This window comes from Acinetobacter portensis, from assembly GCF_023158935.1.
Lineage (GTDB): Bacteria > Pseudomonadota > Gammaproteobacteria > Pseudomonadales > Moraxellaceae > Acinetobacter > Acinetobacter faecalis.
The window spans coordinates 2,051,408-2,063,702 of sequence record NZ_CP096120.1; the positions used below are offsets into that span (position 1 = coordinate 2,051,408).

General features: G+C 34.9%; 10 protein-coding genes and 1 tRNA gene. 2 read left to right on the forward strand and 9 right to left on the reverse strand.

Features of this window, described 5'->3' with window-relative positions:
* Positions 1-9: 9 nt before the first annotated feature.
* Genes MZO21_RS10280 through MZO21_RS10295 form a run of 4 tightly spaced genes read right to left on the reverse strand, consistent with a single transcriptional unit; the run spans position 10 to position 3,331 of the window.
* The gene (locus MZO21_RS10280; protein WP_248101405.1) at positions 10-780 is read right to left on the reverse strand and encodes a glycosyltransferase family 25 protein; all 771 of its coding nucleotides are present in this window, start codon (positions 778-780) and stop codon (positions 10-12) included.
* Position 781: 1 nt separating this feature from the next.
* The gene (locus MZO21_RS10285) at positions 782-1,546 is read right to left on the reverse strand and encodes a glycosyltransferase family 25 protein (protein WP_248101402.1); all 765 of its coding nucleotides are present in this window, start codon (positions 1,544-1,546) and stop codon (positions 782-784) included.
* A 3-nt stretch (positions 1,547-1,549) separates the two neighbouring features.
* Entirely contained in the window at positions 1,550-2,527 is a 978-nt protein-coding gene (locus MZO21_RS10290) for a stealth family protein (protein WP_248101399.1), read from the reverse strand.
* A gap of 33 nt (positions 2,528-2,560) precedes the next feature.
* Positions 2,561-3,331 (reverse strand): glycosyltransferase, encoded by a 771-nt coding sequence (locus MZO21_RS10295; RefSeq protein WP_248101396.1) that lies wholly within the window; start codon positions 3,329-3,331, stop codon positions 2,561-2,563.
* Positions 3,332-3,518: 187 nt separating this feature from the next.
* On the opposite strand from MZO21_RS10295, the gene MZO21_RS10300 reads away from it, so the two are divergent.
* Complete coding sequence (locus MZO21_RS10300) at positions 3,519-4,688, forward strand: nucleotide sugar dehydrogenase (RefSeq protein WP_248101394.1); 1,170 nt, start codon at positions 3,519-3,521, stop codon at positions 4,686-4,688.
* Positions 4,685-5,707, forward strand: coding sequence for an NAD-dependent epimerase (locus tag MZO21_RS10305; protein WP_248101391.1), 1,023 nt, complete (start codon positions 4,685-4,687; stop codon positions 5,705-5,707). The genes MZO21_RS10300 and MZO21_RS10305 overlap by 4 nt, the downstream gene beginning before the upstream one ends.
* Positions 5,708-5,761: 54 nt before the next feature.
* Here MZO21_RS10305 and MZO21_RS10310 read toward each other — a convergent pair whose 3' ends face one another.
* From MZO21_RS10310 to MZO21_RS10330, 5 genes are all read right to left on the reverse strand, one after another.
* Complete coding sequence (locus MZO21_RS10310; RefSeq protein WP_248101388.1) at positions 5,762-6,640, reverse strand: ATP-grasp fold amidoligase family protein; 879 nt, start codon at positions 6,638-6,640, stop codon at positions 5,762-5,764.
* A gap of 84 nt (positions 6,641-6,724) precedes the next feature.
* Positions 6,725-7,651: a branched-chain amino acid transaminase gene (locus MZO21_RS10315; RefSeq protein WP_248101385.1), complete on the reverse strand. Its 927-nt coding sequence runs from the start codon at positions 7,649-7,651 to the stop codon at positions 6,725-6,727.
* Positions 7,652-7,669: 18 nt separating this feature from the next.
* Positions 7,670-10,429 (reverse strand): bifunctional [glutamate--ammonia ligase]-adenylyl-L-tyrosine phosphorylase/[glutamate--ammonia-ligase] adenylyltransferase, encoded by a 2,760-nt coding sequence (gene glnE, locus MZO21_RS10320; RefSeq protein ID WP_248101382.1) that lies wholly within the window; start codon positions 10,427-10,429, stop codon positions 7,670-7,672.
* Between the two features lie 97 nt (positions 10,430-10,526).
* Positions 10,527-11,762: a sensor histidine kinase gene (locus MZO21_RS10325; RefSeq protein ID WP_248101379.1), complete on the reverse strand. Its 1,236-nt coding sequence runs from the start codon at positions 11,760-11,762 to the stop codon at positions 10,527-10,529.
* A gap of 357 nt (positions 11,763-12,119) precedes the next feature.
* Positions 12,120-12,206: transfer RNA gene (locus MZO21_RS10330), tRNA-Leu, on the reverse strand.
* Between the last annotated feature and the right edge of the window lie 89 nt (positions 12,207-12,295).

The window sequence follows — 12,295 nt, forward strand, 5'->3', positions numbered from 1 at the left end:
ATGTGGAAGCTATCTAAATTCAGCTTTTTCTCCAATAAGCACATATTTCAACTGAATTAGAATACGAATAATTTCACCTTTTATTTTCAGCCACCCTTTTTTCTTATGCTTTTTCATACGCTGCTTTCTTTCAATCAAAAGCTCACTCGTTAAACCATTCTTTGTATTTGGATACAGCTTCATTTCCTGAATACATATCGCTGGGCATACTTGATAAATTGATACCTTATTTTCTTTTATAAAAATATCAAACATCATTTCATCTAACGGAATTAAAGGTCTAGCACTAACATAATCTAAGTAAGCCTTCGCACCTTTTTGTGAAAGGATATAACCTGCCGTTCCTAAATTTTTACCGTTTAATTTTCTAATAGTTCGTTGAGTATTTTTAATACAAGAAATTTCTTTAGCTAAAAACAATCTATCAGCAAAAGCTTCTAATTTAATAATATCCCAATCTTTTTCAATCCATTCATATGAGTTTAATATTCTATCAGCCTGCTCACCTAAAAAGATATCATCTTCAAATATTGCAAGATATGGAATATTTTCATCAACAATCTTTTGCCAAATAGAAATATGACTCATAAAACAAGCCAACTCACCAGGACTTAAATCTTCATTTGAAATATTAAGCTTCATTTTTTCGGCTAATGGACGAGCCAAGTCTGGAGTTAAAGCATCAAAAAATTGAAACGCAATATTTTTACTTTCAAATTGCTCTTTAATATGTTTACGACGATCTATAGCTGTCTTTAAACTAATAACTAAATTTTGCAACTTACTTCCCCACAACAAGATGCTTTAATGCATAAAATTTATCTCGCCACATACGCTTTTGTTTCTTAAAATCGTATGAACTACTTCTATTTTCTTTTTGCTTTCTCGATATTTTTTGCGAAGCAACTGTACCTAAAATATCACTATCGAGTCCCGCTGGTTTAACAAGAGCCGGCCAAACACCTAACCCCTTACCATTTTGACTTAACCAAGATTGAAAAAAGATATCCACAGGCTTACACATTGGCTTAGCTTGTTTCAAAAATTCTTCTGCACCTTTTCTAGACCAAATAAGACCTAAACCACGAATTGGGAAATAGTATGCATGCCATAAGCTAAAGTCATTTAATTGAGCAACATCTTTCGCAATTTTTTTCTTTTTAGCTGCAATATTAACAAGATACCAATCTAAATCTTTCTGCTCATCTAAGTACTTAAGTACAAAATTCATTTTCTCAGAAAAATCTGAAGAAATTTGCATATCGTCTTCTAAAACCACAAGATAATCAGCATCAGAATTAAGAAACTTTTCAACACAACCAACATGACTCAAGTAACAACCAAGCTCAGCATTTAATAAGCTACGACCTAATATAGATTGAGCAAGTTGATCATCATAATCATCAAATTCAGCTAAAGCTTTACCACGACCATCATATGCTGAAAAACGTTCATGAGGCCAATTTACTGCATTTAGCTGTGACACAGCGCGAGCAAGTCTCTCATCACTTCCATCTAAATTAATTAAATAAGTTACAACTTTCATGTTTTAGCTCACTGCATTTAAAGACGCAGGTAAAAAACCTTTGAATTTTTCAGACATTGTATTCGATATTTTTTGGGCAGAAACGGTATCAAACTGATCTAAGCTTTGAATACATCCATATTTAATCGATTCATTTTTTGTCGCAAGAATAAAATCATCTGAACTTTGTTCATTTTTCAAATACGCTAAAGCAATATCTGGTTTTAAAAGCGCCTGATTGTTTTGAATTTTCAAATGATTCATTAATGAAATAGGGTTGATTTGTTCTACACTTCTAAATTTAAATTTTATTTGAGTTTCTAATAATTTAGGTTGGCTCAACAAATATTCACTTAAAATTTTACGATCTACAATATGTGGATAATGATGAATTTCAAAAAACTTTTTCATTCCCAAAATATCTGCACTTAACATTTGCGCAATCATATGTTTTGGTTGAATAGGTTTATTAAATTTAACATTTAAAAATTGGCGATATTTAAGCTTTGTCTTTAAAGCAAAGTTACTTTGCCAATGTCCATACACGACCATTTGATCATTTTGAATAAAGTCTTCAATTTTTGCAGGCGAGTTAAAAAAGAAATCATCATTTAAATAGATAAAATAATCTGACAAGCCTTCTATATTCCACAACATACTTTCAATTGAACGTGTATTGAACGTTGGTAAATGTTGTTCATGTCCTCTAAATATTTCTTTATGATCAACAATACGAATCTTTTCAAAAGCACATAAACCCAGTTCAGCAAACTCATGCACAAATTCAGGTTTTTGATTATCTGTAACAATGAAAATATTTCTACAAAAAGGTACATATTTTAAAATAGAAGCGATGTTGTAATAAATTTCATTGTTACTCGCAAATCGCGTATCACTAATCGCATCAGAAGCATCTTCTCCCGTCAGGAATTTATGGCGCTTCTTTTTCAACTCAAGGTCGTTACCATCGACCCATGCAATGACGATATCAATATTTTGCATCGCTTATTCCATTTACCTTTCTGTTATTTCCAATTATTGCCAAGCATCCTTAATCCACTGCGAAGGCAGTACATAACGGTACCACTTACCGCCACCACCATTTATTGCATCTGGTGGATTAATTTCGCCATGAAAAATAATAATTTTGACACCTTCAGGCTTTACTGGTGGCTTAAAGAATGCCATAGGAATTTTTTGTAAACAGTGGTATTTATAACTTTTACACCAACTATCAGGCCAATATGTTTGCTTGCTATGTTTATCTATATACCAAGATAAATATGCCTGCTCATTACGAAATTCTTGACGAATTTTATCAAAATTCTCACGAAAATATGGCAATAACCCAGGAAAAGCACCAAGTTTAAAACGATAAACAGAACTATTACCCGTAATACGCCAAGGACGTTTCCAGTCGTGAATAATTAAAAACTCACCCGGATGAGTAAAGAAATCATCAATATTATCAACAATAACAACATCTAAATCTAAGAATAAGGCGTTGCCTTTTAGACCATATAAATCTGGCTCAAAAGTAGAAAGTTTATTCCAACCACGCTCAGGACTACCTTCTGGCAATGCAAGTGGCGGAATAGGAAAACACTGAACTTCTGGATTAATGCCTTCCGCTCTATCTGTCAAACACACCATTTTGAAGTCAACAGTGGTATGACGTTTGACCATGTTATATAAACGATTAACGTATTCTGCCCCGTATTTGGTGCCCCATTTCATACAAATAACAATGTTTTGCTCTTGCTCATTTATATTTTGTGACAGTGTTTGGTTTTCGTTTACCTGCATGTATCAATCATCCACCAGTATTCTAGGGAATATCATACCATTACTCGTTAAAAGTTACTGTATACGATTTCGCATCAAAGACAAATTGGTAGAAAGTATTATGATATTATTGAAACTCCATCTCACTAAAATTCGATACTATCCGCTTTAGTCAGATTCCCAATGATAGAATTTAAATCAGGTTGATATGAAAATAGCAGTCGCAGGAACAGGTTACGTTGGCTTATCCAATGCCATGATTTTTGCTCAACACAATGAAGTGGTTGCTCTCGATATTTTAGACAGCAAAGTTGAAATGCTGAATAACAAAATCTCACCTATTCAAGACGCCGACATTTCCAATTTTCTTCTAAATAAAGAACTTAATTTCAAAGCAACAACCAATAAAAATGATGCTTATTCAAATGCAGATTTTGTGATTATTGCAACACCAACCGATTACGATACAAAAACCAATTATTTCAATACTCAAAGTGTCGAAAGCGTAATTCAAGATGTTTTAGCAGTAAATCCAAATGCAACAATGATTGTAAAATCTACTGTGCCTGTTGGCTTTACCCAAAAAGTCAAAACACAATTCAATACAAATAATATAATTTTTTCACCTGAATTTTTACGTGAAGGAAAAGCTTTACACGATAATTTGTACCCATCTAGAATTATTGTTGGTGAAAAATCTGAACGTGCTGAAATATTTGCAAATATGCTTATTGAAGGCGCTATTAAAAAAGATAGTCCTGTCCTTTTCACAGACTCAACAGAAGCTGAAGCAATTAAACTATTTGCCAATACATACTTAGCAATGCGTGTTGCTTATTTTAATGAGTTAGATACTTACGCTCAGACATTTGGTTTAGACACTAAACAAATTATTGAAGGTGTTTGTTTAGATCAACGTATTGGCGATCATTACAACAACCCATCCTTTGGCTATGGTGGTTACTGTTTACCGAAAGATACAAAACAATTACTTGCCAACTATAACCAAGTACCAAGTAACTTAATTCAGGCAATTGTTGACTCAAACCGAACGCGAAAAGACTTTGTTGCAGATTCCATTTTAGAAAAACATCCATCTACAGTGGGTATTTATCGCTTAGTAATGAAAAGTGGTTCAGATAATTTCCGCGCATCTGCAATTCAAGGTGTTATGAAACGCCTTAAAGCAAAAGGTATTGAGGTTATTATTTACGAACCGACCTTAAAAGAACCTGAGTTTTTTAAGTCTAAAGTCATTAATAACTTAGATGAATTTAAAAATTTAAGTGATGTCATTGTTGCAAATCGTATTTCACAAGACATTAGTGATGTTTCAAGTAAAGTGTATACACGAGATATTTTTGGAGGCGATGAATGAAAGTTTTAGTAACCGGTGCAGCCGGATTTATTGGCTTCCATGTTTCAAAAAAACTTTTAGAACGTGGCGATGATGTTGTTGGTTTCGACAACATGAATAATTACTACGACCCTGCTTTAAAAGAAGCTCGAGCTAGTTTGCTTAAACAAACATCAACATGTAATTCTGGAAATTTTACATTTATACGTGCGAATTTAGCCGATAAAGTTGCTGTCGACCAATGCTTCAAAGATCATCAGTTTGATCGTGTAATTCACCTTGCCGCTCAAGCAGGTGTGCGTTACTCAATTGAAAACCCTATGAGTTATGTTGAAAGTAATATTATTGGTTTCACAAACATTATTGAAGCTTGTCGTTACGCGCAAACACCTCATTTAACTTATGCAAGTACGAGTAGTGTTTATGGTGCAAATACAACCATGCCATTTAGCGAAAAGCATAGCGTTGACCACCCTATTCAGTTTTATGCTGCTACCAAACGTGCAAATGAGTTAATGGCACATAGTTATAGCCACTTATTTGAACTACCAACGACTGGTTTACGTTTCTTTACCGTGTATGGCCCTTGGGGTCGACCAGATATGGCGCTCTTTAAATTCACAAAAAATATTATTGAAGAAAAATCTATTCCCGTATTTAACCACGGCAATCACACACGTGACTTTACATTTGTAGAAGATATTGCAGAAGGTGTTATTCGTTCTAGCGACCAAATTGCACAACCAAATTCTGATTGGGATAGCAATACCCCTGATCCATCTACAAGTAATGCTCCATTTAGAATATTTAACATCGGAAACAACAATCCTGTAAAACTTATTGAATATATTCAAGCAATTGAAAAAGCGCTAGGTAAAGAAGCTATTTTAGACTTATTGCCTCTTCAACCTGGTGATGTACCTGATACATTTGCAGATAGTAGTGCTTTAGAAAAAAGTGTTGGATACAAGCCATCGGTCTCTGTTGATGATGGCGTTAAACAATTTGTGGATTGGTATCGCGATTTTTACAAAGTCTAATTTAAATTATCGTCACTTTAATTTCATTTGAACTTAAAGTGACGATGTAAGAATTTAGTTCGATTTCCAATACTGTCCTAGCTTTTCATCCCACTCTTTGGGCTCAATTACCATACGACCAGCATTCGGTGTTAAAGTAATTTCACTAAAATACACTTCATCTTTAGTTAATAAAAAATCTACACGGCTATAACCATACTTAAAGCAAAGTGTATTTGCTAAATCAATCATTTTCGTACATTTTAAAGGCTCGCTAATTTCATTTGGCATACTTTTTTTACAATCTACTGTAAAAGGTTGTAGCTCCCAAAAGGTATTGTAAATGTTCGAATAATCAATACCATCAACACCTATTACATCAACCTCTACAAACTCGGACTTACCTTCAAAACAATGTACTCGACACGTTGTAATTGTTGACTGTGTAGCCTGATCAACATATAAATCGACATAATTCTCAACAATAATTCTTGGCGTAATATTTTTATAATGCCACTCTCTTTTTCTATAATACATATTCATGCTTAGGCTTTGATTTGTTCTAGTTCTTGCACGCTCTATATTAAAATTATCTTTATTTGTGCAAATTTGAGCACTGCCACTGTCATGCGTACATTTCAAAACAAACTGATGTGGCAAGGCATCGAACTGGATATCTTCAAATTTTTGATAAACACCAACGAGTGGCACTATATGTTGCTCGCCAATACGATCTATTATTAAATCACGAACAGCATACTTATCTGCCAAAGTTGTATAAAAAGGACAACGATTAAGAATCATTCTTGCTGTAACTTTTTCATTAAACGTTTGAGGATTCTTAAAATTTGGAACATAGCCTAATTTTTTAATAAATCTCTTTTTTAAATATCGTTCATCTGAAACAAAAAGTGTTCTGAAAATTTTTGCACAATATATTAATGAATTAAGCATTAAATTTAGTTTTTTTACCAATTATTATTTAATTATATCAAATAAAAAAGGACTCTGTTGAGTCCTTTTCTGTACTGTTTAAACTTATTTTACGTAAGTTAACCAGTGAGCATATTTAGGGTCTTTGCCCTGAACAGCGTCAAAGTATGCTTTTTGAATTTGTGTTGTGATTGGACCACGTACACCTTCGCCAACTTGACGATCATCGTACTCACGAATTGGTGTTACTTCAGCAGCAGTACCAGTGAAGAATGCTTCATCGGCAATGTAGAATTCATCACGCGTAATACGGCGTTCTACAACATCATAACCAAGATCTTTTGCAATTGTGATAATAGTTTGACGTGTAATACCGTCTAATGCACCACCAGCAACATCTGGTGTATGAATCACACCATCACGTACCATAAATACGTTTTCGCCAGAACCTTGGCACACATAACCCTGTGGATCTAAAAGCATTGCTTCATCGTAACCTGAATGAGCAACTTCTTGATGTGCAAGAATAGAAAGCGTGTAGTTACCAGATGCTTTTGCTTTACACATTGTCACGTTAGGATGATGGTGTGTAAATGATGAAGTTTTAACACGAATACCCTTCGCCATTGCTTCTTCACCAAGGTAAGCACCCCAACTCCAAGCAGCAACAACAGAGTGAATTGTATTATCTGTTGCAGCAATACCTAGCTTTTCAGAACCAATAAAAATAATTGGACGTAGGTAGCAAGATGCTAATTTATTTTCACGAACAACGTCGATTTGCGCTTGCTCTAATGCCGCTTGATCAAATGGAACTTTCATTTGATAAATTTTTGCAGAATTTAATAAACGCTTAGTGTGTTCTTTTAAACGGAAAATAGCCGTTCCATTCGGGGTTTCATAAGCACGGACACCTTCAAACACACCCATGCTGTAATGCAAAGTATGTGTTAATACGTGAGTTTTCGCCTCACGCCAATCTACTAATTGTCCATCTTGCCAAATAAAACCATCACGATCAGCCAAATTCATGAAACACACTCCAAATTTTTATACACAGTCATTTTTATCCAACGCTATATTTGCAGTTGGATCAATTAATCTTTGCCACAATTTGCAAACGACCTTTCGGGTATCAAGCCAGTCCGCAGCATTCACTTGCATGGATTGATTTGCAAGGGCTAAACGGTGACTCTCGGCGCGTTCACTTAGATAAGCTTGAATCAATGCTGTCGCATCGTCACTGGATAAGTAACTTGTTTTTGCGGCATCCTCAAGGATTCGTACGTTGTCGGAGTAATGGGCGAGATCTGGATTCGACCCACTCCATGCCAATACAGCATACTGTGCCATAAATTCAATATCAACGATACCACCTGCATCCTGTTTTAAATGAAAAATTCCATCTTTTTTTTGCTCTTTAGATGATCCAAGATGGTCTTTCATTTTTTCACGCATTTTTAAAACTTCAGCACGCACATTTTCTTCATTTCGCTCGCGTGTCAAAATATCACAGCGTAATATCTCAAATTTTTCTCTTAAACTTTGTTCGCCTGCAATTGATCTTGCGCGTACCAATGCCTGATGCTCCCACACCCAAGCACTTTTATTTTGATATTGTTCAAATGCTTTTAGACTTGTAACCAACAAGCCTGCTTCACCCGAAGGACGTAAACGAGTATCGACCTCATAAACACGCCCATCCAAAGTTTGTGTTGTCATGAGTGAAACAAACTTCTGTGCAACTCGCATCGCAAATTCAAAGCCACTAATTTGCTTTTGACCATCTGTATCTGCTTGTTCATCCATATAATGAATAAAGACTAAATCTAAATCTGAACCATAACCAAGTTCAATTCCGCCTACTTTTCCATAACCAATCACAGCAAATGCAAGATGATCTAAAGAACAACGTTGCCCATCTAAACATAATGGATAACCATGTTTTTTCGCAGTAATTTGATAAGCCAAATGCAATGTTGCATTAACTGAAACTTCTGCAATATCGGTTAATGCATCAGATACCTTCATGAGCGGACTTTCTGCAAGTACATCACTTGCAGCAACCGTCAGCACATTCGACTTTTTAAATAAACGCAGTACTCGCATTTGATCTTCAACTTGATCAATTTCAATACGTAGTAATTGCTGACGCAAAGAATCTTCCAAGTCTTTACGTTTTGGTAATTCAAAATCCATCGATAAAAATTCATCAAGAAGCACAGGATAATGTGTTAGTTCCTCACAAATCCAAGGACTTACTGTTGCCATTTTAACTAGACGCTGTAGCGCACCTTTACTTTCAATGAGCATGACCAAATAAACTGTTCGACGCATTACAGATTCAACCAAAGGCATTAAGCGAACCAAAGCCATTTGCGGTTTATCGGATTGTAAAATAGCTTCAATTAAGTGAGGCCAAAACATTTTTAAGCGCTGAACAGCTTTTGCAGGAAGTTTTTTCAAAGCATGCCCATGCCAAAATTCATAGACTAAATTCTTGGCATTTTCATCTAAAACTTCATCTAATTGTTTTTCAATTTGAGCAAAGCTTTCAACTAAAGGATCTACTTCTTTTTCTTTAATTAAGTGCTCAAATTGATAAATGACTTTTGAACGCTTTGAATTTAAGACATGAAGAAAATCTTCCCAAGATGAATAACCTAAGGTTTCAATCATTCGGGCACGTTGATCAGGCTCTGTTGGTAAAGATTGTGTTTGTTGATCGTTTAAAGCTTGAATCGCATGTTCTACACGGCGCAAAAATAAATAAGCATCTTCAAGTTCTGCAACTGCTTGTTCTTCAAGTAAACCAACTTCTCCTAAATGATTCAGGCTTACCAAACATTGACGATCTTGTAGCTCAAGTTTTGATCCACCATAAATAAGCTGAAAAACCTGAACAATAAATTCAACTTCGCGAATTCCGCCTGCACCAAGCTTAATATCATCTTCAATATTACGACGCTGAACTTCGCGTTCAATCATCGCTTTCATTTCGCGCATGGCTTCAAAAGCTGTGTAATCGACATACTTGCGGAACACGAACGGACGTGTCATGGCAAGCAAATCATCGCCATCTTCACCACCTGTCACAATACGTGCTTTAATCCACGCATAGCGCTCCCATTCACGACCATGTTGGCTCAAATATTTTTCTAAAGCGACATGACTAATTGCAAGTGCAGAGCCATCGCCCCAAGGGCGTAAGCGCATATCAACACGGAATACAAATCCATCTGCGGTAATGTGATCGAGCAAATAAATTAATTTTTGCCCCCACAAAATACAAAATTGCTGAACATCAATGCATTTACGACCATTGGTTTCGCCTTGCTCATCAAAGGCAAATATCAAATCAATATCACTTGATAAGTTAAGTTCTTGAGCGCCATGTTTCCCCATTGCAATTACAATAAGGTCTTGAACTTTCCCACCATAACCAATTGGTTCGCCATGTTTAGCAACCAATGCTGTTCGAGCATAATTTTTAGCAACACAAACAGCTAAATCTGCAAAATATGACAGTTCTTGGGTCAGTTGTTTAACATTGGTTAGTTGGTTTGCATCTTGCCAAATCCAGCGAAACATAAGACGTGCGCGTAAAATACGAATTACGCGCATCCACTGATTTTCATCTGTTATTTCATTTAAAGATTCATCGACAATATTGGCAATTTGCGTGCGACTTAAAGGCTTTAAAAATGCATCAAAAGCATAATCATTTTCTATTAATTCTTTATGCTTTTCTAAAACGAGTTCAGCATATTGACTTGCGCGTAATGTTTTATGCAGTTGTTCCGAGTTCATTCCCAAACCTGAAGCCTTATATTTTTATTATTTATAGCAGTACTCGAAGCAAATTGGGAAAATAATTGGTTGAATATTTATTTTTATTCTTTGAGCTTTATGCCGCCAAAGCAGATTTTTTATTTTTAGGCAAAGATACTTTAAATGTTGTTCCAACACCTTCTTTTGAAGACACAGAAATTGCTCCATGATTTAAATCGACAAAGCGCTTGCATAATACCAATCCTAAACCCGTGCCTTTTTCACCTGAAGTTCCACGAATACTCACTGTGAAATTAGGGTCAAATATATTCTGCATTTGCTTTTCATTCATACCCAGCCCCGTATCTTGAACATAAATATGAACATATTGTTCATCTTCATCAGCACTCATAATGACTTTGCCATTGCCATCGGTATACGTGAATTTTAATGCGTTAGATACCAAGTTTTGAATAACTGATGTGATCATATTGATATCTGCATACACTTTTAAGTGTGGTGATACTTGACTAATAATTTCAATATTTTTCTTAGCAGCTAAACTTGCAAGAACGTTTTGAACAATGGTTGTTAATTGTGTTAAATCGAAACAAATTGGGTGATAAACAAAACGCCCACCTTCTGCCATTGCCCACTGCAATAAATTTTCTAATAAGTTGTAAGTAGACTGTGACGTTTCCAATAAATATTCAGAAATATCTTGAACACCGTTTTCATCTAAAGTATTTCGCTCATGCGCCAATACATCTGCAAAGCCCATTAGACCATGAAATGGTGCTCTTAAATCATGTGCAATAATTTGGAAAAATTTCGTTTTACTCGCATTTAATGCAGATTGTTGCTCACACATTTCTTTAAGTTCTGCATTTTCAAGGCGTAACTTAATAATATTCACCAAGCTTTGCACAAACTCTAAAACAATTTTTAATTGTTTATTATCAATAATATCTGAGCGCTCATCATATAAAACCACATGACCAATGGATCGACCTTCGTGCTTTAAACTCATAGTTACAAAGCGTTTATGCTCGACACCACGCACTAAAATATATTCAGATACTTCTTTATAATTAGGATGATTTTCATCTATATAAGCCTGATCTAAAAAAAAGTGCTCATACTCTTCATGTGGTTGCGCCAAAAATGCATGGCATTTACCATCAGATTCAAGCCAACCATAAGGCTCATCTTTAAAAACTAAAATCCCAAAATCCATTTGCAGCGTACCGCATGCAAATTTCAAAAATTTAACAATTTGATTTTCTTCAGATAAAATACCCAAAAGCAGAGACAAACGACATGCGCCAAGCTGTTCAGTTTTTTCGCCTATTTCTAGTAATTCTAATTTCATACAGGCCCTACAGTCTCTTATGGATGTCCGAATCACTGCTACGATATTCACGAATAAAAAATAACAAAATATTACACATTTAACAAGACAAATGAGAAGATAACCATAAAAATGAAGAGTAAAGCACAGTTAAATAAACTAGATTTGTAATTTTATTTAATTATCAAAATAATCATTTTGATTAACGCTTATATAAATTTTAGTTTGTGAAAACTATAAGAAAGTTTGAATGAATAGTTTCGCTTAAAATAACACACCAAATGAATAATTTATCAATCTTTAATCTTCAAAACCACTTATTTCAGACAATAAAAAAAGGCTCTAAGTCTTAATGTGCTTAGAGCCTTTTTAGGTAGATGGTCCCGAGGGTCGGACTCGAACCGACACATCATCTCTGATAGTGGATTTTGAATCCACCGCGTCTACCAATTTCACCACCTCGGGATGCTGCTATATTACTCCGTTTCAAAAACTTGTCAACGCAAGTTTAAAACAATTGTATATTTTTAAATCAGTCTTATTTTTTTTGACTT